The 23465-nt window shown below is 70.7% G+C and carries 19 protein-coding genes; 3 read left to right on the top strand and 16 right to left on the bottom strand.

Annotated elements, in window-relative coordinates:
- Positions 1–57 precede the first annotated feature (57 nt).
- The 5 genes from manA to ACZ4TR_RS23095 form a co-directional block, all read right to left on the bottom strand.
- On the bottom strand, positions 58–1287 hold the full coding sequence (manA, locus tag ACZ4TR_RS23075; protein ID WP_465288989.1) for a mannose-6-phosphate isomerase, class I: 1230 nt from the start codon (positions 1285–1287) through the stop codon (positions 58–60).
- Between the two features lie 54 nt (positions 1288–1341).
- Positions 1342–2436: a serine/threonine-protein kinase gene (locus ACZ4TR_RS23080; RefSeq protein WP_364524919.1), complete on the bottom strand. Its 1095-nt coding sequence runs from the start codon at positions 2434–2436 to the stop codon at positions 1342–1344.
- Positions 2420–2641 (bottom strand): Trm112 family protein, encoded by a 222-nt coding sequence (locus ACZ4TR_RS23085; RefSeq protein WP_364524921.1) that lies wholly within the window; start codon positions 2639–2641, stop codon positions 2420–2422. The genes ACZ4TR_RS23080 and ACZ4TR_RS23085 overlap by 17 nt, the downstream gene beginning before the upstream one ends.
- An 84-nt stretch (positions 2642–2725) precedes the next feature.
- The gene (locus ACZ4TR_RS23090) at positions 2726–4081 is read right to left on the bottom strand and encodes a phosphomannomutase/phosphoglucomutase (RefSeq protein WP_465288929.1); all 1356 of its coding nucleotides are present in this window, start codon (positions 4079–4081) and stop codon (positions 2726–2728) included.
- A gap of 80 nt (positions 4082–4161) precedes the next feature.
- Positions 4162–4515 carry a DUF3499 domain-containing protein gene (locus ACZ4TR_RS23095; protein WP_026468546.1) on the bottom strand — a complete coding sequence of 118 codons (354 nt, stop codon included), beginning with the start codon at positions 4513–4515 and terminating at the stop codon, positions 4162–4164.
- Between the two features lie 79 nt (positions 4516–4594).
- Here ACZ4TR_RS23095 and ACZ4TR_RS23100 point away from each other — a divergent pair, with 79 nt between their 5' ends.
- Entirely contained in the window at positions 4595–5059 is a 465-nt protein-coding gene (locus tag ACZ4TR_RS23100) for a metallopeptidase family protein (protein WP_364524925.1), read from the top strand.
- Positions 5060–5128: 69 nt separating this feature from the next.
- Here the strand turns inward: ACZ4TR_RS23100 and ACZ4TR_RS23105 are convergent, their stop codons facing one another.
- Together ACZ4TR_RS23105 and ACZ4TR_RS23110 are read right to left on the bottom strand one after the other, a co-directional pair.
- Positions 5129–8419, bottom strand: a complete 3291-nt coding sequence (locus ACZ4TR_RS23105; protein WP_465288930.1) for a glycosyltransferase — start codon at positions 8417–8419, stop codon at positions 5129–5131.
- A gap of 264 nt (positions 8420–8683) precedes the next feature.
- Entirely contained in the window at positions 8684–8971 is a 288-nt protein-coding gene (locus ACZ4TR_RS23110; RefSeq protein WP_364524949.1) for a WhiB family transcriptional regulator, read from the bottom strand.
- A 261-nt stretch (positions 8972–9232) separates the two neighbouring features.
- Between ACZ4TR_RS23110 and ACZ4TR_RS23115 the strand changes: the two genes are divergently transcribed.
- Positions 9233–9994 carry a site-2 protease family protein gene (locus ACZ4TR_RS23115; RefSeq protein WP_465288990.1) on the top strand — a complete coding sequence of 254 codons (762 nt, stop codon included), beginning with the start codon at positions 9233–9235 and terminating at the stop codon, positions 9992–9994.
- 25 nt (positions 9995–10019) lie between these two features.
- Here ACZ4TR_RS23115 and ACZ4TR_RS23120 read toward each other — a convergent pair whose 3' ends face one another.
- Genes ACZ4TR_RS23120 through mshB form a run of 3 tightly spaced genes read right to left on the bottom strand, consistent with a single transcriptional unit; the run spans position 10020 to position 12026 of the window.
- Positions 10020–10799, bottom strand: a complete 780-nt coding sequence (locus ACZ4TR_RS23120; protein ID WP_364524931.1) for a hypothetical protein — start codon at positions 10797–10799, stop codon at positions 10020–10022.
- Positions 10792–11187 (bottom strand): hypothetical protein, encoded by a 396-nt coding sequence (locus ACZ4TR_RS23125; protein WP_465288931.1) that lies wholly within the window; start codon positions 11185–11187, stop codon positions 10792–10794. The genes ACZ4TR_RS23120 and ACZ4TR_RS23125 overlap by 8 nt, the downstream gene beginning before the upstream one ends.
- Complete coding sequence (gene mshB, locus ACZ4TR_RS23130; protein WP_465288932.1) at positions 11184–12026, bottom strand: N-acetyl-1-D-myo-inositol-2-amino-2-deoxy-alpha-D-glucopyranoside deacetylase; 843 nt, start codon at positions 12024–12026, stop codon at positions 11184–11186. The genes ACZ4TR_RS23125 and mshB overlap by 4 nt, the downstream gene beginning before the upstream one ends.
- 113 nt (positions 12027–12139) lie before the next feature.
- On the opposite strand from mshB, the gene ACZ4TR_RS23135 reads away from it, so the two are divergent.
- The gene (locus ACZ4TR_RS23135; RefSeq protein ID WP_465288933.1) at positions 12140–13921 is read left to right on the top strand and encodes an ABC transporter ATP-binding protein; all 1782 of its coding nucleotides are present in this window, start codon (positions 12140–12142) and stop codon (positions 13919–13921) included.
- Positions 13922–14074: 153 nt separating this feature from the next.
- Here the strand turns inward: ACZ4TR_RS23135 and ACZ4TR_RS23140 are convergent, their stop codons facing one another.
- The 6 genes from ACZ4TR_RS23140 to typA all read right to left on the bottom strand — a co-directional run bounded on the left by ACZ4TR_RS23140 (position 14075) and on the right by typA (position 23439).
- Positions 14075–15091, bottom strand: coding sequence for an ABC transporter permease (locus tag ACZ4TR_RS23140; protein WP_465288934.1), 1017 nt, complete (start codon positions 15089–15091; stop codon positions 14075–14077).
- 78 nt (positions 15092–15169) lie between these two features.
- Entirely contained in the window at positions 15170–16099 is a 930-nt protein-coding gene (locus ACZ4TR_RS23145) for an ABC transporter permease (RefSeq protein WP_465288935.1), read from the bottom strand.
- Positions 16092–17108 (bottom strand): ABC transporter permease, encoded by a 1017-nt coding sequence (locus ACZ4TR_RS23150; RefSeq protein WP_364526343.1) that lies wholly within the window; start codon positions 17106–17108, stop codon positions 16092–16094. Before ACZ4TR_RS23150 ends, ACZ4TR_RS23145 begins: the two co-directional genes overlap by 8 nt.
- 191 nt (positions 17109–17299) lie before the next feature.
- Positions 17300–19108, bottom strand: a complete 1809-nt coding sequence (locus tag ACZ4TR_RS23155; protein WP_364526341.1) for an ABC transporter family substrate-binding protein — start codon at positions 19106–19108, stop codon at positions 17300–17302.
- Positions 19109–19393: 285 nt separating this feature from the next.
- The gene (locus ACZ4TR_RS23160; RefSeq protein WP_465288936.1) at positions 19394–21130 is read right to left on the bottom strand and encodes an ABC transporter family substrate-binding protein; all 1737 of its coding nucleotides are present in this window, start codon (positions 21128–21130) and stop codon (positions 19394–19396) included.
- A 383-nt stretch (positions 21131–21513) separates the two neighbouring features.
- Positions 21514–23439: a translational GTPase TypA gene (gene typA / locus ACZ4TR_RS23165; RefSeq protein ID WP_465288937.1), complete on the bottom strand. Its 1926-nt coding sequence runs from the start codon at positions 23437–23439 to the stop codon at positions 21514–21516.
- Positions 23440–23465: the final 26 nt, after the last annotated feature.

Consider the following 23465-nt stretch of genomic DNA (forward strand, 5'->3'; position numbering starts at 1 on the left):
CGCGAAACGACGAAGGCCACCACCGGCGCCCCGGTGGTGGCCTTCGGGCATACCCCGTCAGTCCTCGCAGTTTCCCGCGGTCGCGCGGAACAGCTGGGCCCGCGCACCGTCCAGCGGGCGCACGCGCACCGGCGGGTCCGCCGCCGGCAGCCACACCGACTGACCCCGGCGCAGCTCGACCTTCTCGCCGTCGTCGGCCGTCACGAGCAGGTCGCCGGCCGTGCACAGCAGGATCTGCGGGCCCACGCTGTCGACCGAGATCTCGTCGTCCTCACCGGCAGCCCACTCGACGCGCGAAAGCTCGAACTCCGGCGCGTCCGTGCGGTACACCGAAAGACGGTCTTCGCTGTCGCCGCACTGGACCGGCATCTCGCCGCACGCGAAGTCGACCACGCGCAGCAGCTCCGGGACGTCCACGTGCTTCGGCGTCAGGCCGCACCGCAGGATGTTGTCCGAGTTCGCCAGGATCTCCACGGCCGTGCCGTGCAGGTAGAGGTGCAGGTTGCCGGCGGGCAGGTAGATCGCCTCGCCCGCGCGCAGCGTCAGCCGGTTCAGCAGCAACGCCGCCAGCACGCCCGCGTCCCGCGGGTGCGTTTCCCCGAGCTCGAGGATGGTCCGGCACTCGACCGCGAACTCGCCGTGCTCCTGGACGTGCTTCACGCACGAGTCGAGCACCTCCGGCAGCAGCCGGTCGAGCGACGACTGCGGCAGCGTGATCCACGTCGTGAACAGCGCCCGCAGCCCGGACGGGTCAAGCTGGGCCTCCAGCAGCCCGGTGTACTTCGCCAGCCCCGGCGTCTCGATCGCCTTCAGCAGCTTGACGGTGCGCTCCGGCTCGCGGAAACCGGCCAGCGCGTGGAACTCCGTCAGCGCGCAGACCAGCTCCGGTTTCGCCGTCGGGTCCGGGTAGTTGCGGTTCGCCGCGTCGCGCGGGATGCCCAGCCGCTCCTCGCGGGCGTGCCCCTCCGCGGCCTGCGCCGCCGACGGGTGGGCCTGCATCGACAGCGGCTCCTCCGCGGCGAGGATCTTCAGCAGGAACGGCAGCCGCCCACCCCACCGCTTCGCGCACCGCTCGCCGAGCTGCCGCACCGGGTCGGCGTCGACGAGCTCGAGCAGGCTCCGCTCGGTCCCGTCGGGACCGATGACGTGCGACGGGTCACCCGGGTGGGCGCCCATCCACAGCTCGGCCTCGGGGTGCGGCGCGGGTACCGGACGGCCCAGCAGCTCGGGGATCGCCGTCCGCGATCCCCAGGCGTAGGGCCGCACCGCGTTGCGCAGCAGCTCCACTGTCACCTCAACTCCACTCCTTCGGCACCGGCCGCTACCGGTACTCGGCGGGTCTCACGCCGTCACGGGCTCGAAGCGGCCCGCGCCGCCGATGCTGCCCGCCGCCAGCCCGAGATAGACCGCCGCCAGTTCGAACCGCAGCGCCAGCACCGCGGCCCGCACGATTTCGTCCGCCTCGATCTCCTCGGCCGGGGCGATGACGTCCGCACCGGGCAGCAGGTCCTCGACTTGGTAGCGCGCCGCGTCCGTGGCCGGACCGGTCCGCACCGAGAGGAGCAGCACCCGGGTCGGGATGTCACCTGAGGGATCGTCCGGATCGGCGAAGATGTCACGCTCCGCGCCACTCGATTGCGCTGCCCGCCGCAACGCGGGGCGCGCCAGTGCCTGACGATAGTCCTCGACGTCGCACACAGTAGCCGCGTGGGCGGCGAAAGCGTGCGCAGCGTGTTCGCCGACGGCGACCGCGACCGGGTCCAGCCCCCACAGCAACGGCACGCGGTCGGCGACCCGCAGGGCGAGCGCCTTGGCCGGGTTCTCGAACGAATCCCGGGCCAGGTAGTCCTTCCCGGCCTCCAGGTCGAGCTGGTCGGCCAGCGTCTGGACGTCGGCGACCAGCAGGCCCAGCGCGTTCGCGGTGAGCAGCCCCGCGGCCAGGCCCCGGGGGAACGCCAGCTCCGGCGGCACCGGGACGCGCGGCGTCAGGAGCACGCCCTTGCCCGCCACGGCGGCCGGGACCGGACCTTCGGCCGGCGCGGAGAGCACCACCGAAGCGCCGAAGCGCGCGGCGCGTTCCAGCGACGCGGCGAGCTCGCGGTCGCCGGGGTCGTCGGTGTGCGCGAAGACGACGTCGAGCGCGCCGATCCAGCTCGGCACCACTTCGGCCACGACGACCGGCACCGGGCACGACGGCGCCAGCAGCGCCGCGAGCAGCCGGGTGAGCGTCCGGCTCACGCCCGGCCGGTCGATCAGCACGACGGCACGCGGCCGGCCCACGTCGAGCCGGTCGGACAGCTCCAGTTCGGCGGCCAGCTCGGCGGTCGCCCGCACCTGCGCGCCGGCCATCGCGGCCGCCCGGAGGAGCCCCGCGCTGTCGGCCTCGGCCAGCCGCGCGGGGTCGTCGAGCAGCGAGTCGTCAAGCACTGTCGGCATCGGACGTTCCGGTGTCACCGGGCAAGGTCGCCTCGTCGAGGAGCAGCACCGGGATCCCGTCACGGACCGGGTACACCCGGCCGCACTCGGTGCACGTCAGTGCGTCGGCCTCGGGGTCGTCCGGTGCCCCGGGGCGCAGTGGGGCGTGATCGGGCGACGGGCACGCCAGGATCTCGAGGAGCTGGGCGTCGAGCGTGATGGCCATGGTTCCTCCATACCACGCGATGAGGTGTGGTGAAGGGCACCTTCCGGACACAGTTGGCCCCGGAAGCCCCTCCACGGGGACGGGTCAGCTGCGGATGATCGCGAGTACTTCGTCCACCAGCCCCTGCACGGCCTCGGCGTTCGCGGCCTCGACGTTGAGCCGCAGCAGCGGTTCGGTGTTCGACGGGCGCAGGTTGAACCAGGCACCGCCCGGCAGCTGGACGGTCAGCCCGTCCAGCTCGTCGAGCTCGACGCCGGAGCGGGTCCCGAAGCTGTCCTTGACCGCCATCATCTTCGCGACCTGGTCGTCCACCGTCGAGTTGATCTCGCCGGAGGCCGCGTAGCGCGAGTACGCGCTGGTCAGGTCGGACAGCGGGCCGGTCTGCTCGCCGAGGGCGGCGAGCACGTGCAGCGCCGCCAGCATGCCGGTGTCGGCGCGCCAGAAGTCGCGGAAGTAGTAGTGCGCGGAGTGCTCGCCGCCGAAGATGGCGCCGGTGCGGGCCATCTCGGCCTTGATGAACGAGTGCCCGACGCGGGTGCGGACCGGCTTGCCGCCGTGCTCGGCGACGATCTCCGGGACGCCCTTGGACGTGATCAGGTTGTGGATGATCGTGCCGCCCGGGTCCTTCGCCAGCTCGCGGACCGCGACCAGCGCCGTGATCGCGCTCGGCGAAACCGGCTCGCCACGCTCGTCGACGATGAAGCAGCGGTCGGCGTCGCCGTCGAAGGCCACGCCCGCGTCCGCGCCGACCTCGCGCACCTTCGCCTGCAGGTCGACGATGTTGGCCGGGTCCAGCGGGTTGGCCTCGTGGTTCGGGAAGCTGCCGTCGAGCTCGAAGTACATCGGGACGACCTCGATCGGCAGGCCGTCGAAGACCGTGGGGACGGTGTGCCCGCCCATGCCGTTGCCGGCGTCGACGACGATCTTCAGCGGCCGGCTGCCGGACAGGTCGACGAGGTTGCGCAGGTAGGCGGCGTAGTCGGCGAGCACGTCCCGCTCGCTCGTGGTGCCCCGCTGGCCCTCGAACTCCGGCACGCCCTGCTCGACGGTGTCGCGGATCTCGGCGAGCCCGGTGTCCTGCCCGACCGGGGAGGCGCCGGCGCGGCACATCTTGATGCCGTTGTACTTGGCCGGGTTGTGGCTCGCGGTGAACATCGCGCCCGGCAGGTTCAGCGAACCCGAGGCGAAGTAGAGCTGGTCGGTGCTGGCCAGCCCGATGCTCACGACGTCCAGCCCCTGGGACGTGACACCGTCGGCGAAGGCCGCCGCCAGGCCGGGCGACGAGTCACGCATGTCGTGCCCGATCACCACCGCCGGCGCTTCCGGCTTGATGAGCAGGGCGAACGCGGCGCCGAAGTCGCGGACGAGCGCCGCGTCGAGCTGCTCGCCGACCACGCCGCGAATGTCGTAGGCCTTCACGATGCCCGAAAGGTCTGGCACGCCGTCTCCCCGCGAATAGTCGTCCCGGCGCCCGCTGCGCCGCGCGGAAAGCCTACCGGCGAGGTGAGTGGGTTACGCGTTCAGGCGCGACCGGGGAGGACCCGCAGGTGCCCGCGGCGCCCGGAAGGGCCTTCGGGCTCGGGCGCGGGGGCCGGTTTGCCGGGGCGGCCGGCCTCGCGCACGGCCTCGGCCAGCGCCGTCAGCTCGTCGGCCGACGGGTCCGGTGCGGCGAAGGCGCCTTCGTGCCGGACGACTTCCCAGCCCTTGGGGACGGTCAGCCGCAGCGCGTGGGCTTCGCAGAGGTCGTAGGAGTGCGGCTCGGAAGCGGTGGCCAGGGGGCCGACGACGGCGGTGGAGTCGCTGTAGGCATACGTCAGCGTGGCCACAGCCGGCTCGAGACAGCCGGTACGCGAACACTTCCGTACGCTCCGCACGATTCGAAACGATAGCGCGTCGCCGCAAGGTAGGAGGAGCGACACGCGCTGGGACGTGCCGACCGCATAGACTTCCGGGGTGGCGACGGCTCGTGACTACCGACAGCGGCGGCGCTCGCGACGGGACCGGCACGGCCGGGGCCTGCGCGGGACGCTGTACCCGGCGACCCTGCCCGCCGCCGCGAGCCGCGCGGAGCGGTTCGACGCGCTGGTGCTCGACGCGCTCGAACCGATCGAGGCGCGGTGGCGCCACGAGCTGACGAAGCTGGACGTCGCGGTGGACGACGTGCCCGAAGTCCGCGAGAACGGCCGGGCGCCGTCCGACGGCGTGCTGCACGACGGCTCGGTGCCGTTGTCGCGGCTGGTACCGGCGGGCGTGGACCGGACCGGCATGCCGACGCGGGCGCGGATCGTGCTGTACCGGCGGCCGCTGGAGGCGCGGGCGAAGGATCCGTCCGAGCTGGCGGATCTGGTGCACGACGTGCTGGTCGAGCAGGTGGCGGGCTACCTCGGCGTGGAACCGGACGTCATCGAAGGCGAGTAGCGGGGCGCGTCTCGAGCGTCCCAATGTGGCGTTCGGTGCGTCCCACGCACCCAATGCCACATTGGGGCGCTACGGGCGGCGCCGGGCCGGGACCGCCGTCAGGAGCGTGAACAGCACCGCCGCCAGCTGGGCCAGCAACAGCAGGTTCCGTTCCGTCCCCGGGAACTCGACCGTCACCTCGGACGACGCCGGCGGCACCGACACCGCCACCTGGTGCCCCCAGGCCGGCACGATCGGGACGCTCTTGCCGCCCACCGACGCCTTCCAGCCCGCTTCCTGCTCCGCCGCGAGCACCAGCAGCCGCCCGGTCGGCCCGTCGGACACCCGGACCCGCACGTCCGGCAGCCCTGCCTGGACCGGCGCCACGCCCGGCGCGTTCCCGGGCGCGCCGCCACCCGTCACCGCCGCTTTCGCCTGCTCCGGGGAGATCAAGATCACCTGTCCGGCCGGCGGGAGCAGGCGCAGCACGCCTCGGCCGTCGGACGTCGGCGCGGCCACCGAAACCAGGTCCTTCGCCAGCGGCACGTACGCCCGCGGGTCGACTCCCGCCGGCAGCACCACGAACTGCACGCCCGAGGCGGCCGCGGCGGCGAACGCGCGCTGGACCGCCGGCGCGTCGCCCTGGCCGAGGTCGCGGCGCCACGCCGCCAGCCGGGCCGGGGTGCCGGGCGTCGGGGCCAGTTCGTCGTCGCCGTAGTGGGGCAGGCGGCCGCCGATCTGGCGGGTCGCGTCCGACGCGAGGTCGAGCACCGACCGGCCGGACGCCGACACCTCCGCCGACACCTCGGGCGCGAGCGCGGGCCGTTCGCCGGCGCGAAGCGGTCCCTGACCGCCGACGACCACCGCGCCGGCCGCCAGCGCGAGGAAGACTCCGACCCCGGCGACCGCGAACACCTTGGGCAGCCACGGCGACGGCACCCCGGCCGAACCTCCGCGCTGCCACGAGCCGAGCACGACCCACAGCAGCCCGGCGCCGACGATCAGCAGCGGCACGCCGGCGTGGCCGTGCGCCGGTGATCCACCCTGCATCGGCGTCGCCGTCACCAGCCGCACCAGCACCAGGCCGCCGGCCCCCAGCGCGGCCAGCGCGAGCCCGCCCGCCGCGAGCTTCGTCGGGCGGACGACGATCGCGATCAGGGCCGCCGCGATCACCGCGACACCGATCGGCCAGGCACCCGGCCCGCCCGGGTCGAGCCCGGCCAGGTCGGTGCCGGACACCGCCGAAGCCGCGCCGCCGAGACCCTGCACCAGCAGTTCCGGGTGCCGCAGCAGCACGGTCGGCCACGGCAGCAGCAACGCCAGCGGCAGCAGGACCACGATGCCGACCGACGCGATCCGCCGCGCCAGCCCGGTCGGCGCGGGCAGCACGACGAACCCGATCAGCAGCCCGGCGAGCGCGAGCCCGTGCGCCAGCGGGGAGAACGCGCCGAGCAGCGCCACCCCGAACGCCGAGAGCGCGGACACGTGCAGCCACCGCGTGTCCGCCCGCACCAGCAGCCCGGCGATGCCCGCGGCCACGAGCGGCAGCACGAGGTGCACCACGACGACGTCGAGCCGCCCCTGCGCCACTCCGGCGGTCGCCGCGGGCAGCAGCGCGTAGGTCGCGGCGACGACCGCGCGGACCCAGCGGCGCACGCGCAGCCGTCGCGTCGCCGCGTACGCGCTCAGCGCGGCCAGCGGGATGTCGCCGAGGAGCAGGATCGCCACCAGCGCGGCCGGGCCGCCGATCGGGGCGAACACCGCGCCGAGCGTGCCGAGCACCGGCAGGGTGGCCGACGCGGGCGCGCCGGTGCCGCCGGCGATCGCGTGCCACGGCGTCAGGTACGACGACCAGAGTTCGCCGAGCCCGCCGACCGGCAGCAGCTTGCCGCCGAAGACGTCGAGGCCGAGCCGGGCGCGGTTGACCACCAGCCCCAGCGCGGTCATCACGACGAGCAGCACCACCGGGGGCGCGAAGATCGTCGCCGCGAGCACGCGCCGGCGGTTCACCTCGACGAAGACGAGCTCCGGCTCTTCCGAGACGGCTTCGGTGACTTCGGTGGCTGCCGGGTCTTCGGTGGCGGAGACCGGTTCGGGCGCCGCGGTTTCCGGCAGTGCGACGGCGACGAGCGTGCCCGGTTTGCGCAGCCCGTTCCCGCGCGAGCTGAGCCCCCGCAGGGCGCCGGCGGGCAGCGCGTCCGGCCCGACCGGGCGGGTCTCGCGCGCGTCGAGTGCTTCGGGCGTGATCCACGCCGACTCGGTCTCGACGGTCTCGGGGATGCGGCCGAGCGCGACGTCTTCCTCGACGCCGCGGCGGACCAGCCCGACGACGCCGGCGCGGACGGCGTTGCGCAAGCGCGTCCCGCGGCCGGTGAAGAGCCCGCGAACCGTGCCCGGCCGCGGATTCCGCCGCCGGCGGGCGCGGGCGGCGCGCAATCCGCCGCGTCCACTGAGGAGGTACGTCGCGGCGGCGAACTCGGCCCGCGCTTCGCCGGTGCGGCGCAGCAGGACGAAGGCCAGCGCGCGCAGGACGGAGAGCAGCGGGAGCCGGATCATCCCCAGCCAGAAGGAAAACGACGAGCAGTTCACGAGGAACACCCGCAGCCCGTGAGCGCGGTTCGCGGCCGCGAGCGGGGTGGTGAGGGCGTCCGCCGCGCGTTGCCCGGTGGTGACGGCCCGCGCGTGCCGCACCCGCGCGGACGGCACGGAGAGGACGAGGCCGCCGGCGGCGTTCGCGCGCCAGCCGAAGTCGAGATCCTCGCGCAGCAAGGGGAAGTCGGGGTCGAAGCCGCCGAGCTCGTCCCAGGCGTCGCGGCGCACGAGGGAGCCGGCGCTGGGCACGGCGAGCACCTCGGCGGGCTCTTCGCCGAGCGCGGCCACCTGCTGGCGGTGCCCGGAGGCGTCGGTGGACAGGCCGGCTTCGACGATCAGCCGCGGGTCGGTCCAGTCGAGGCCGAGCGAGCCGAGCACGGTCGCCGACGGGGTTTTCGTGGCGACGCGCAGCAGTTCGTCGAGGCAGCCGGGCTCGGGCGCGCAGTCGTCGTGCAGCAGCCACAGCCACGAACCGGGGTCGCCCCAGCGCTCGGTGGCGTGCTCGACGGCTCCGGCGACCGCGGCGGCGAAGCCGGTGTCACCGGAAAGGGTGATGACGCCGGAGAGGACGGGCGCGGAGTCCGGGCCGGGATCGGCGGCCGCCTCGGCGAGCAGCCGCGGGGTCGCGTCGGTGGAACCGGTGTCCACGGCGAGCACGTGCCGGGGCCGGACGGTGCTGCGGCGCAACGAAGAAAGCGCCAGCGGCAGCCAGTTCTCGCCGTTGTGACAGACCACAATGGCCAGAACGGGCGCGGTGCGCAGGACGGGCGGCGCGGCGGTGCGGGGCAACGAACGCTCCAGATCAGGCGGCGGATCGGTGCGGCCACCCTACGGCCCCGGTCCGTCACCCGATGGTGAACCCACGCCGTGCGCCCACGCAGTGGAACCGCGTGGGCGAACGATCAAGACAACTGCCGAAGCCGAAGCTGCGCGCTCAACGCGACCACGGCGGGGGTCCGGGGGCTTGCCCCCGGGCGGGGTCTGGGGGTTGCACCCCCAGAAGGCACTGAAACGAGCGATCATGGTTCGCGCGTTCCGCGAACACACCTCTCCCTAGATCGCTCGTTTCTTCAGCTTCCGGCGCTCCCGCTCGGACAGACCGCCCCAGATGCCGAAGCGTTCGTCCTTGGCCAGCGCGTACTCAAGGCACTCGTCCTTGACCTCGCAGCCCAGGCAGATCCGCTTGGCTTCACGGGTGGAGCCGCCCTTCTCGGGGAAGAACGCCTCCGGGTCCGTCTGCGCGCACAGGGCGCGCTCCTGCCAATCCTGCTCTTCCTCGGTGGCATCGATGAGCTCGGTGAGATCTCCCAGAGCCTGCTCCGGGATCTCGCCCCAACTCATGACGTGCCCCCATTCCTTACCATCGGCTTCCAACCGCACGTCCGCCTCCTCGCTCCCTAGCACTCCCCAGGCTGGCGGTGGTGAAACGACACTCGCTGTCCCCTCGACAACGAATGACATCACTGTGATTACACCCGTGTAGTGCGGTCAGGTCAAGCGGAGTAGCGAGTTCGGGGGACGTTCGGGCCCGACCGCGCAAGGGGACACGCCGGTAACTTCACACCGGGCATACGGAAGACTGGAAGCGTGCAGAAGTCAGCAGTGCGTCCCAGCCCGGTCTTCCTCGGCATCCTCGCGCTCACCGTCGCCGGTGGCGCGATGGCCGCGTTCGGTGACATCAACACCGTTTTCGTCCGCGACCGCGACCCGCTGCTCATCGCCGGGGTCGTGATCTTCGTCGCCGCCGGCTGGGTGGCGTCGCTGTCGCTGCACGAGTTCGGCCACGCGATGGTCGCCTACCGCGGCGGTGACTACAGCGTCGCCCACAAGGGTTACCTGACGCTGGACGTGCGGAAGTACACCGACCCCGTCCTGTCGATCATCCTGCCGCTGATCTTCCTGATCATCGGCGGCATCCCGCTCCCCGGCGGCGCGGTCTGGATCAACCGCGGCGCGCTGAAGTCCCGCGGGACGTCGTCGTGGGTGTCGCTGGCCGGGCCGCTGAGCAACCTCGCGGTCGGCGCGGCGCTGGCCCTGGTGGTGTCGCTGGTCCCGATGGCGGGCGGCCTGGTGATCGCGATGTCCTACCTGGCGCTGCTCCAGATCGTGACGTTCCTGTTGAACATCCTCCCGATCCCGGGCCTCGACGGCTGGGGCGCGATCGAGCCGTACCTCCCGCCGCGGGCCCGCGAACTCGGCGCCAAGGTGCGCCCGTGGGCGCCGATCATCCTGTTCGCGGTCCTGTGGTTCTTCCGCCCGGCGAACACGGCCCTGTGGGAAGGCTCGTACGCGATCTTCGGCGCCTTCGGCGGCTACGTGGACGGTGCCCAGATCGGGTTCAGCGTCTTCCAGTTCTGGAACTGAGGCGCGGACCGGGCACCGCGCGGGATCACGTGCGGTGCTCGGTCAGCCACGCGTGCGCCCGCTTCCAGACCACGCGCAGCCCCGAGCGCTCCCCGAGGTAGTCCCCCGCCGCACCCACGACCGGCAGCAGGCCGAGCGCCCGGTGGAACAGGTTGCCGCGCGGGCGCTTCTCGAGCTCCTCCGTGATCCCGAGCAGTCCGCGGCCGAGCCGCCACAGCGTGCGGCCTGCCGCCTTCACCGTCGCCTTGCCGTGCTTCTTCTCCGACGCCGTCAGCTCTTCGGTGAGCCTCGCCGCTTCGTCTGCCTCCGCCGCTTCGTCGTGCTCCGGGTGCTTGCCCGCCGCGAGGTCGGCGTCGATCTCGCGCTCGAACAGCACCCACGCGATCAGCCGGACCCGCGTGCCCACGTCCGTCACGCCGTACTCGCCGGCGATCGCGCACAGCAGCAGCCCTTGCGAGGCCGCGCCGAGCGTGTCCTGCACCGGCAGCCGGTCGGCCAGCGCGCCGCCCAGGCCCGGGATCGACGTCAGCAGCGCCGTGAACCGGCCGACGCGGTTCATCCACCAGCTCGACCGGTCGTAGCCCGTCATGCGCGCCCACGCCGCCGTGCCCGGCACCTTCACCGACGTCACGCCGTGGATCAGCTTCGCCTTCAGCCCGGACTCGACCTCGGCGAGGTCGTCGGCCGCGCGTGCCTGCAGGCCGAACGGGTCGGACTCGCGCAGCGCGTCGAGCATCGGCCCGCACGCCCGCACGAACGGCCGCAGCACGGCCACGACCTGACGGTCGGAGATCGCTTCACCCACGTTCCGGACTCCTTCCCGCGGCGGCGCGGCCCAGCCCGCCGCCGAGCACCAGCGCGCCCGGCAGCGCACTCGCGCCGAGCAGGACCAGCGCCCGCCAGTCCTGGATCAGCACCAGGTCACCGCCCGGGCCCAGCAGGCCGACGCCGAACACGACGACCACCCACACCGCCAGGGGTACCCACGAAAGCCCGGGCCGCACCAGCTTCGCCGTCGTCGACACCAGCCACGGCGTGGTGACGGCGCCGACGACGACCATCAGCGGCAGCGGCACGACGCCGATCCGCAGCGGCAGGAAGAACAGCTCCAGCACGCCCAGCAGCACCGTGTCGAGGGCGAGCAGCAGCAGGAACAGCCTCTGCTCCCCGGTCAGCGGCTCGGGCACCGTCACAGCCCGCCGAACAGGTCGTCCGCCGCGCCGTCGGCCGGGCCGTGGGCCAGCACGAAGGAGTCGCGCGCCGGGATCGGCTGGGCGAGCTCGTTCGTCAGCGCGAAGTACGGGACGTCGCCCTCGACCACGGCCAGCTGCGTCGCGTGCGCACGGAGGGCGGCCAGCTTCGCCGGGACGTACGCGGCGACGTCGAGCGTCGTCGTGATCTCCTCGTCCGGCGTCACGGGCAGCTCGTCGTCGGCCGGCACGGGATACGCGGTCTCGCCGGACCGCAGCGTGGCCAGCCCGGTGCGCATCGCGTCACTCGACGTGACGACGTGGAACACCCGCGCCACCGACTCCGCGCGCGGGGCCGCGGCCATGGTGATCTCGTGGGCGCGGATGTGGTCGGGGTGGCCGTAGCCGCCGAAGGAGTCGTACGTGACGACGACCTGGGGTCGCACCTCGTCGAGGATCTCCGCCAGCTGCGCGGCCTGCTCCTCGGCGCTCCCCCCGGTGAACGCCCGCGGGTGCGCGGCCGACGGCGTGCCCGCCATGCCCGAATCGCGCCACCGGCCGATCCCGCCCAGATAACGATGCCGTGACACCCCCAGCGCGGCGCACGCGGCCTTCAGCTCGGCGACGCGGTAGCCGCCCAGCTGGTCGGCCGCCCAGGCGCCCAGCCCGGCCAGCTCCGGCAGACCGGCCATGATCTCGCCCTCTTCGCCGAGCGTGCAGGTCACGACGGTCACTTCGGCACCTTCGGCGGCGTATCGTGCGATCGTGGCGCCGGTGGTGATGCTCTCGTCGTCGGGATGGGCGTGGACGAGCAGCAGCCTGCGCGGTACCGGGGAGATCACGGGTTGAGCGTAATTCCCGTGCTCCGACCTTCGTCGGGGACACCCTCGGTTATCCTCGCGCGAGTCGCGACCGCCGCGTCGCGATCGTCTGTACCCCCACGAAGGGCATCTTGGTGAGCACTGAAGCAACTTCGGCGGACGTCGCCGGCGTGTCCGGTTCGGTCCTGTCGATCTCCGACCTCAGCGTGTCGTTCCAGACCGAGGACGGTGTCGTCGACGCCGTCAAGGGCATCGGGTTCGACGTGCAGCCCGGCGAGATCGTCGCCGTGGTCGGGGAGTCCGGGTCCGGCAAGTCCGTCACGTCGATGTCGGTGCTGGGCCTGCTGCCCAAGACCAGCCGGATCGCCGGCGAGCTGCGCCTCGGCGAGCGCAACCTGGCGGACCTCAAAGAAAAGGACATGCAGAAGATCCGCGGCAACCAGGTCGCGATGATCTTCCAGGAGCCGATGACCGCGCTGAACCCGGTCTACACGATCGGCTGGCAGCTGCGCGAGGCCCTGCGCTCGCACCTGGACATCTCCAAGGCCGCCGCGGACAAGCGCGCGGTCGAGCTGCTCGACATGGTCGGCATCCCGAACCCGGAGCTGCGGTTCAAGCAGTACCCGCACCAGCTCTCGGGCGGTCTTCGCCAGCGCGTCGTGATCGCCATGGCGATCTCCTGCGACCCGAAGGTGATCATCGCCGACGAGCCGACCACCGCGCTCGACGTCACCGTGCAGGCGGAGATCCTCGGCCTGCTGCGCAAGCTGCGGGACACCCTCGACACGGCGATCGTGCTGATCACCCACGACATGGGCGTCGTCGCCGACATGGCCGACCGCGTCATCGTGATGTACCAGGGCGAGATCGTCGAAGAGGCCCCGTCGCGCGAGCTGTTCGCGTCGCCGAAGGAGGACTACACCCGGCGGCTGCTGGCCGCGGTGCCGGTGCTCGGCCAGCGCCCCGAGGGGCGCCGTCTGCTCGACGACTCCGGGATCGCCTCCGACAGCACCGAGGCGGCCAAGATCGCCGAGGAGATCCGGCTGGCCGACGCCGAGCTCGAGGCCGTGATCGAGGAGGCCGCGCCGGCCCTCGAGATCAAGAACCTGGTGCTCGAGTACCCGGGCCGTCGCGGTCAGGGCAAGAACCGCGCGGTGGACGACGTCTCGCTGAGCATCGCCAAGGGCGAGATCGTCGGCCTGGTGGGCGAGTCCGGCTCGGGCAAGACGACCGTCGGCCGCTGCGCCGTCGGCCTGCTCCAGGCCACCGAGGGCACCATCGCGATCGCCGGCAAGGACATCACGAAGATGTCGGCGAAGGAGCTTCGCCCGCTTCGCCGGTACTTCTCGATCGTGTTCCAGGACCCGGCGTCCACTCTGGACCCGAAGATGACGATCGGCGAGTCGATCGCCGAGCCGATGGTGCTGCACAAGGTGCTGGCCGGCAAGGAGCTGTCGGCCCGCGTGCGGTCGCTGCTCGACAAGGTCGAGCTGGGCGGGCACTACATGAACCGCTACCCGCACGAGCTTTCCGGCGGCCAGCGCCAGCGCGTGGCCATCGCCCGGGCGCTGTCCCTGGACCCGGCGCTGCTCATCGCGGACGAGCCGACGTCGGCGCTGGACGTGTCGGTGCAGGCCCGCGTGCTGGACCTGTTCCTCGACCTGCAGCAGTCGCTGCAGTTCGCGTGCCTGTTCATCAGCCACGACCTGGCGGTGGTCGACCTGCTCGCCGACCGCGTCGCGGTGATGCAGCACGGCAAGCTGGTCGAGATCGGCACGCGCGACCAGGTGCTGCACTCGCCGCAGCAGGACTACACGCGCCGCCTGCTGTCGGCGGCGCCGGTCGCGGACCCGGTGCTGCAGGCCGAGCGCCGCGCGGCCTGGGAGGCCGGCAAGCTGGCCCCCGTCGCCGACTGACCCCTCTTCACGCGAAGGGCCCCACCCGAGCGCCGGATGGGGCCCTTCCGCGTTCCAGGGCCCCAAGCGCCCCAATGTGGCGTTCGGTGCGTCTGACGCACCGAACGCCACATTGGGTGCGTCTGACGCAACCAACGCCACATTGGGGCGCTTTCAGCCCACGCGGATGCGGGGATCCAGGATGCCGTACATCAGGTCGGCCACCAGGTTCGCCACCACGACGCTCGCCGCGATCACCACCAGCCAGCCCATCAGCACCTGGGGGTCGTTCTTGTTGACCGCCTCCACCAGCAGCGTGCCCATGCCGTGCCAGTTGAAGACCGTCTCCGTGATGATCGCGCCGGTCACCGTGGCGCCGAAGTTGACCGAAAACAGCGTCATCACCGGGATCAGCGCGTTGCGGAAGGCGTGCCGCCAGATCACGCGGCTGTTCGAGACGCCCTTGGCGCGCGCCGTGCGGACGTAGTCGGCGCCCAGGACCTCCAGCATCGACGCCCGCTGGAACCGGCTGTAGGCGGCGAACGTGATGGCCATGATGGACAGGGTCGGCAACAGGAACGCGCCGACGTACTTCGCGAGCGCGTCGCCGACGCCGGTCGCCGAGAGGCTCTCCGGGCTCGTCGTGCGCAGCCACGGGTCGCCGAGGACGTCGGCCAGGCCCAGCTGCCGCACCCAGCCGTTGAGGCGGATCGCGTAACCCTTGAGGACGATGGCGATGCAGAAGATCGGCATCGAGAACATCAGGAACGCCAGCGTCGTCGCGAGGTAGTCCCAGATCGAGTACTGCTTGACCGCCGCGAGGACCCCGACCAGCACGCCGAAGACCAGGGCCAGGATCGACGCCGCCAGCACCAGCTCGAGCGTCACCTTGAAGGCCGCCAGCACCTTCGGCGCCACCGGCTGGAAGGCGTTGCCCTGCGCGACGGAGATACCCCAGTCGCCGCTGAGGAAGTGGCCGAGCCAGGTGAAGTACCGCGCGACGACGCTCTGGTCGAGCCCCAGCTGGTGCTCGGTTTCGGCGATGGCCTGGGGATTGATCCCCGGCTTGTTGCGCAGCTCCCCGAGCGGGTCGCCGGTGTTGGCCACCATGACGAAGCAGAGGAACGTGCCGAGCAGCAGGACCGGGACGGAGATGGCCAGCCGGCGGAGCACGTAGAGCACGAGATTCATCCGAAACCCCCAGGTCCGGCGATCCCTCGCGCAAACGGACGCGGGGGCGACCGGAACCGGTCACCCCCGCGTCGGCGTTCAGGCCTTCATTCTCCGCTGTCGCGGGTCGAAGGCGTCGCGAAGACCGTCACCGATGAAGTTGATCGTCAGTGAAATCAGCACGAGCACGACGAACGGCCCGAAGAACAGCGCCGGCCGCGTCTGCAGCTGGGCGTAGTTCTCCAGGATGACGCGGCCGAGCGAGGTGTCCGGCAGCTGGACACCGAGGCCGATGAACGACAGCGCGGCTTCCGCCAGCACGGCCTGCGCGACCGCGAGGGTCGCGTTGACCGTGATGCTGCCGACCATGTTCGGCACCAGGTGCTTGAAGATGATCCGGAACGTGCCGGCACCCGAAGCGCGAGCCGCGTCGACGAACTCGCGCTGGGACAGCGACATCGCTTCGGCGCGGGTGATCCGGGCGATCTGCATCCAGCCGAACGCCGCCAGCACCAGCGCGACGATGTACCAGGAGCCGCTCCCGAACACCTTCGCCAGGATCGCCGCCGCGGCGATCTGCGGGATGATCAGGAACAGGTCCGTCACCCGCGAGACCGCCGAGTCGGTGAACCGGCGCAGGTAGCCGGCCAGCGCGCCGAGCACCACGCCGACCACGGTCGACAGGATCGACACCGTGAGCGCGATGAGCAGCGAGAACTGGGTGCCGCGCAGGATCTGCGACACCATGTCCTTGCCGACCTGCGTGGTGCCGAGCGGGAAGTCGCCGTTCGGCTTGGCGAAGGACGGGAAGGAGCTGTCCTCGTAGCTGTGCTTCCAGAAGATCGGCAGGATGATGCTGAGCAGGATGATCAGCACCAGCACCGCGGTCGACGCCATCGCCAGCTTGTGGTGCAGGAACTTCCGGAGCACCAGCTTGCCCTGGCTCCGGGGTTCCGGCAGCGCTTCCGGCGGGAGGGTGCCGTCCTTGGTCGCGGTTTCGCTCGCGAGAAGGGAGTTCAAGTCAGCCAACGCGAATCCTCGGGTCCAGGATGCCGTACACCAGGTCGGCGATCAGGTTGGCGACGATCACGCTGGTGGCGATGACCACGAGCCAGCCCATCATCACCTGGGTGTCGTTCTTGTTGACGGCTTCCACCAGCAACGTGCCCATACCGTGCCAGTTGAACACCGTTTCGGTGATGATCGCGCCGGCGAGGACCGACCCGAAGTTCACCGAGAACAGCGTGGTCACGGGGATCAGGGCGTTGCGGAACGCGTGCCGGAAGATGACCCGGCCGTTCGCGAGGCCCTTGGCCCGGGCGGTGCGCACGTAGTCGGAGTTCATCACTTCGAGCATCGAGGCCCGCTGGAACCGGCTGTACGCGGCGAAGCTGATCGCCATGATCGACAGCGTCGGCAGCAGGTAGGCACCGATCGTGCTCGTTATGAAGTCCCCGACGCCGTCCGTTTTCAGCTGTTCCGGGCTGGTCGTGCGTAGCCATGGATTGCCGAGGACGTCCTGCAGGCCGAGGTCCCGGACCCAGCCGTTGATCTCGATCGCGTAGTTCTTCAGCACGATCGCGATGCAGAAGATCGGCATCGAGAACAGCAGGAAGGCCAGCGTCGTGGCGAGGTAGTCGACGATCGAGTACTGCTTCACCGCGGCGAGCACGCCGACGATGATGCCGATGATCAGCGCGAGGATCTCGGCCCCGACGACCAGCTTGAACGTGACGCCGAACGCCGCCAGGACCTTCGGCGCGACCGGCTGCAGCGCGTTGCCCTGCGCGATGGACGTGCCCCAGTCACCCGACAGGAAGTCCCCGAGCCAGCTGAAGTAGCGCGGCACGATGCCCTGGTCCAGCCCGAGCTTGTGGGAGAGCGCGTCGATCGCGTCCTTGCTCAGCTGCGGGTTGTTGCGGAGCTCGCCCAGCGGGTCACCGGTGGCGGCGACCATCACGAACGACAAAAAGGTCCCGACCAGCAGGACGGGAATCGATATCGCCAGACGGCGAAGGATGTAGATCACCAGGTTCAACGAACTGCTCCTCATCCGGGCCTGGTCTTCAGAAGTGCGCTGGACCGCTACCCGGTTGTCTACCGTAGTGGGGGTAACCCTACGGTCAACAGCTACTTCCGGTGGGTACCGGGGCCCGGCTCGTGGCCGGGCCCCGGTACCTCCCAGGTCATCTGGAACGAGGGGAAAGAAGCTGCGGGGCTAGGCCCTGCTTACTTCTTTTCCCACTCGCCGGCGTTCCACAGGACACCGTTGTAGGACTGCATGTACACGCGGTCGATGCCCTTGAACGCCCACATGCTCGGCGTCTGGAACAGCGGCATGGTCGCGTACTTGTCCGCGATCGCCTTGTCGGCGGCCTGGTAGCTCTGCGTCTTGACGGACTCGTCGGTCGCCTTCACCGCGGCGTTGAACGACTCGTCGATCTTCGGGTCGCAGAGGTTCTGGTAGTTCTGGTCGCCACCCTTGTCCGGGCAGACGTAGATCGACCGCGACTGCGACTTGAACGGCGCCGAGGACCAGCCGAACAGCGCGATGTCGTAGTCACCGGTCGAGACGCGGCCACCCTTGAGGAAGTTGGCGTCGGTCTCGTCCTTGACCTCGATACCGGCCGCCTTGGCCTGCGAGATGATGATCTCGACGGTCTGGCTGCGGCGGGCGTTCTGGTTGTGCGTGATCTTGAACGAAGCCCGCTGGCCGCCCTTGGCGAAGATGCCGTCGGCGCCCTTGGCCCAGCCCGCGTCGGTCAGCGTCTTCGCCGCCGCCTCGGCACCCAGGCCGGCCTTGCTGCCGTAGAGGTCGGTGTAGCCCTCTTCACCCTGGAAGAACACGATCGAGTTCAGCGGGGCCGCGTCGGCCTGGACTTCCTTGAGCAGCTTGTCGGTGATCGCCTTGCGGTCGACGACCTCGAAGAACGCCTTGCGGAGCGCGTCGTCCTTGAACATGCGGTTGAACTGCAGGTCGAGGTGCTCGTAGGTCAGCTGCGCGGCCGAACCGTAGGTCACGCCCTGCGCCGCGAGGCCCTTCATCGTGGTGGCCGCGGTGGCGTCCGGCTGGGTCGACGCCGCGACGTCGATCTCACCGTTCTGCAGCGCGGTCGCCATCGCCTTGGTGTCTTCCATGGCGCGGACCACGATCTTGGCCGGGCCGCCCTTGCCGCCCGCCCAGTTCGGGTTCTTCACGAGCGTGACGGACTTCTGGTTGGCGTCGAACGAGTCGATCATGTACGGGCCGGAGGCCGGCATGAGGGCCTTGTCGAAGCCCTTCCACTTGTTCGTCCAGAAGTCGCCGGCCTTGGACAGCAGGGCCGGGTCGCCGGTCGGCGCCAGCTTGGTGATGTCCGGGATGCCGGTCTGCTTCTCGAGGATGTGCGCCGGCAGGATCGAGACGCCGCTGAACAGGCCCTTGTAGTCGAGGTACGGCTCGCTGTAGTCCGTCTCGAAGGTCAGGTTGTCCTTGCAGGTGGCGGTCTTGATCTTGTCGTAACCGGTGGTCGAAGCGGCGTTGAACGGGTTCTTGCCGTCCGTGCCCTTCGCCTGGCCGCTCTGCGACAGCCAGTTCAGGTACAGGTCCTTGCAGTCGAACGCCTCGTTGTCCGACCACTTGAGGTTGGGCCGGATCTTGTAGGTGACGACCTGCGGGTCCTTGGAGGTCACGTCGACCGAGTCGAACATGTCCTTGTTGAGCAGCACCTTGTTGTTGCCGTCGAGGACGAACGAGTCTTCGAGGACAGTGGTCAAGATGTAGGTGTTGTACGAGCTGTTGGTGTCCGGGGTGTTGTTGTTGTACCCGGAGTACCCGTCGTCGATCCCGACCGTGACCGTGCCGTCCCAGCCCTTGACGTCCGCGAGCTTGAACGAGTCACCCTGCTCGGCCTTGCCGACCGCCATCGACTTGACGTCGGACGACGACCCGTTCTGGTCGGTGCTGCCCGAGCCCGAGTCGCCACCGCTGCAGGCACTCAGCAGCAGCGAGGCGCCTGCGACGAGCGACAAGGCGGAGACTGCTTTGGTTCTCCTCATGAAGTGTGCCCTCCTAGCACTGAGCCCTTGAATTGTGACAAGGACCCACACCGCTCCGGTTTGGTGCCGGAGCCTACGACACGCCAAGCGACACTCAACTGGCGCACTGCGGGTGCACGCTAGAAAGGAAAAGCACCGACAGTCACCAGTTCAGGGTCGATCGTGACCAAAGGGTGACTTCCAGCCGACATCCAGAAATACGACGGTTACCTCACGGATTCATCCGGTCCCACTCGAAGGCGTGCGTCAAGATCACCCGGTAGTACTGAATGCGTAGCCGAGCGATTACTTCGGGCCGCGAGTCCAGTTCACCGCCGACCCGAACGGGCCCACCATCGGTGGACCAGGGGTTACGCCCGAGATGCCCGAACCGATCGCCAGGGTGTCAGCCAATTGGAACAGCGGCAGCACCACGTTCTGGCGCCAAAGTTCAGGCTCAAGAGTGGTCAGCGCTTCGGCGATCGGGGTCGACCCGGACAGCACCGCGTCGATCGACGGCTGCAGCGCCGGGTCGCAGAAACCCGCCGAATTGCCCGGAACGACGGGTTTCGCCGGGTCCGCCCCCGACGCCGTCTGCTCGGGACGGCAGCCGAAGGTCGACGCGAGCACCGAAGCCGTGTCGCCGCCGACCTCCTGCGGCACGACCGCGATGTCGATGCCGACGCTGCCCGCCGAATCGCCGGTCGGCTGCTGGACCCCGGCGGCGACCGGCATCGCGAGCAGGCCGCTGAACAGGTCGCGCGGCTGCGGCGTGATCGCGTTGACCTCGACGCCCTGCGCGACGAGCTGGCCGGTGAGCTCCTTGGCGATCGTCGCGTACGGCTCCTGGGTGCCCGGCGAGGCGATGACCAGCGAGAGCGCCTTGCCGTTCTTGCGCCAGGTGCCCGCGGTCTTGGCGTAGCCGGCCGCCTTCAGGGACTCCTCGGCCTTCGCGACGTCGGGCGCGGTGGGCGGGCCGGGCGGGATGGTCGCGGTGTAGCCCTTCACCGACGGGGCCGTCACCTGCGCGTCGGCGTGCAGCTGCGACGACGGGCCGCCGTTGACGCCTTCGGTGATCAGCTTGCCCCGGTCGATCAGCGCGGCGATCCCCGCGCGGACCTGCGTGTCGTGCAGCGTCGCGCTGACCGGGCGCAGCAGCACGTCGGCGACCAGCGGCCGGGCCACGGTGTGCAGCTGCACGGCCGGGCCGAGGTCGCCGAGCCGCTTGAGCTCGTCGCCGGTCGTCCGGGCCAGCGCGAACTGGTCGTTGCCGCTCTGCAGCGCGGCCAGCAGGGTGTTCTGGTCCGAGCGGCGCAGGACGATCCGGTCGATCGCCGCGGGCTTTTCCCAGTAGCGCTCGTTGCGCTCGAGGATCACCTCGCCGCGGGCGATGTCGAGGCTCTTGATCGAGAACGGGCCGGCGATGGCCGGGAAGTTCGAGGCCAGGGCCCCGCGCCAGCCGTCGGGCGCGTCCTTGAGCAGGTGGGCGGGCAGCAGGTCGGAGAACAGCGTCTGCCAGCCGGGGTACGGCTTGGCGAAGGTGACCTCGACGCGCTTGCCGCCTTCGCGGGACTGCAGGTCGGTGATCTGCCGGTAGCCCGCCGGCCCGATCACGCCGGGCTGGTCGCGCATCTGGGTGCGCAGGTAGTCGAAGTCCTCGGCGGCGATGGGGGCGCCGTCGGACCAGGAGGCGTCCGGGCGGATCTCGTAGGCGACCACGAACGGCTGCTGGGAGACCACCTCGGCGGACTTCATCAGGTTCTTGTCGAGCTGGGTGCTGCCGTCGTCCTTCTGCCGGAACACCGAGGGCAGCAGCAGCTGCGACAGCGCGGACGTAACCTGCGAGGAGTCGGCCAGGTTGTGCGGGTTGTACCCGCCGAGCACGTCGTCGACCCCGACGACGATCTGCGACGGCGTCTTCCCGGTGGTCGAGGCGGGCGGGACCGACGAGGACACCACCGGCGGTGGCGGGGTGTTCGAGCAGGCGGAGACCAGCACGGCCGCGAGCGCCAGCACCGGCACCGCCTTGCGATTCACCCGCACGCCCCGTTCCTCCCAGAATCTCCCCGATCGGGTCAGCCATGCTCCCACGACCGGGTCCGCGGCCGGAACCGGGATTCCCGTACCCGGATCGGGCGGGCCCGGCGCCCCACGGTGCCGCTATGGAAAAGGACGCGCGGAACACCGTCCGGGTTCCCGGACCGTTCCGGAACGGCGGAACGAACACGCGCGGGACACGGGACGGGATCGACCCGGTGGTGAACACCAGGCGCCGAATCCCCGAATGCCCCTATAAAGATATAAGGAGGAGAACCGTCGAATTCGTGACTTCGCGTCGGTCGATTATCCACCGAGGGTGACGGGCACGCAATGCAAAAACCTCCCGGCGTGGTACGCCGGGAGGTCTTTACGCGATTTCTGCCGATTCAGCCGTTGTCGCGGCTCTTCGCGCGCGAACGCTCCTTCGCGCGGGTGTTGATGTCGAGGGTGACCTTGCGGACCCGGACGACCTCCGGCGCGACCTCGACGCACTCGTCGACCGAGCAGAACTCCAGCGCCTCTTCCAGGCCCATCTTGCGCGGCCGGGCCAGCGTCTCCATCACGTCGGCGGAGGACTGACGCATGTTGGTCAGCTTCTTCTCCTTGGTGATGTTGATGTCGAGGTCCTCGAAGCGCGGGTTCTCGCCCACGACCATGCCCTCGTACACGTCGGCGCCCGGCTCGACGAAGAACGAGCCGCGGTCGGCCAGCTGGATCATCGCGTACGCGGTGACCGGACCGGTGCGGTCGGCGACCAGCGAGCCGCTGTGCCGGGTGCGGATCTCGCCCGCCCACGGGAAGTAGCCCTCGAACACGTGGTTCGCGATGCCGGTGCCGCGGGTCTCGGTGAGGAAGTCGGTGCGGAAGCTGATCAGGCCGCGCGACGGGAGCACGTACTCCAGCTTGATCCGGCCGGTGCCGTTGCCGCTCATGTCCTCCATGCGGCCCTTGCGCGCGGCCAGGAGCTGGGTGATCGCGCCGAGGTGCTCCTCCGGCGAGTCGATGTAGAGGCGCTCGAACGGCTCGTGCAGCTTGCCGTCGATCGTGCGCAGCACCACCTGCGGCTTGCCGACGGTCAGCTCGAAGCCCTCGCGGCGCATCTGCTCGACCAGGATGGCCAGCGCCAGCTCGCCACGGCCCTGGACCTCCCAGGTGTCGGGGCGCTCGGTCGGCAGGACGCGGATGCTGACGTTACCGATCAGCTCCTGGTCGAGGCGGGCCTTGACCAGCCGCGCGGTGACCTTGTCGCCACCGTTGCGCCCGGCCAGCGGCGAGGTGTTGACGCCGATGGTCATCGAGATCGCGGGCTCGTCGACGGTGATCCGGGGCAGCGCCACCGGGTTGTCCGCGTCGGCGAGGGTGTCGCCGATCGTGATCTCGGGGATGCCGGCGATGGCGACGAGCTCGCCCGCGCTGGCCTCGGTCGCCGGGACGCGGGTGAGCGCCTCGGTGACCAGCAGCTCGGAGATGCGGACGTTCTGCACGGTGCCGTCTTCGCGCATCCAGGCCACGGTCTGGCCCTTGCGGAGCTTGCCGGCGTGGATGCGGATCAGCGCGATGCGGCCGAGGAAGTTCGACGCGTCGAGGTTGGTGACCAGCGCCTGCAGCGGCGCGTCGAGGTCGGCCGCGGGCGGCGGCACGTGCCGGAGCAGCGTGTCGAACAGCGGGTCGAGGTTCTCGCTCTCGGGGATCTCCCCGTCGGCGGGCTGCTCCAGGCTCGCCTTGCCGGCGCGCGCGGACGCGTAGACGACCGGGAGGTCGAGGATCGCGTCGTGGTCGGCGTCTTCGATGTCGCTGGCCAGCTCGAGCAGCAGGTCGTGGGTCTCCTCGACGACCTCGGCGATCCGGGCGTCGGGGCGGTCGGTCTTGTTGACCAGCAGGATCACCGGCAGGCCGGCTTCGAGGGTCTTGCGCAGCACGAAGCGGGTCTGCGGGAGCGGGCCCTCGCTGGCGTCGACCAGCAGGACGACACCGTCGACCATGGCCAGGCCGCGCTCGACCTCGCCGCCGAAGTCGGCGTGGCCGGGGGTGTCGATGACGTTGATGGTCACCGAGCCCTCGGGCGTCTGGCGGTGGATCGAGGTGTTCTTCGCCAGGATCGTGATGCCCTTTTCGCGCTCGAGCTCGCCCGAGTCCATCACCCGGTCGACGAGCTCGGCCCGCTCGGCGAAGGCGCCGGACTGGCGCAGCATCGCGTCGACGAGGGTCGTCTTGCCGTGGTCGACGTGGGCGACGATCGCGACGTTGCGCAGGTCGGGCCGGGTCTTACCGGTCGGCCGGCCGGTTTCGACGGTAGCGCTGGCTGCGGGCACGCGAGAACTCCTGAACTTCAAGGGTT

The organism is Amycolatopsis sp. NPDC028719 (assembly GCF_055565395.1).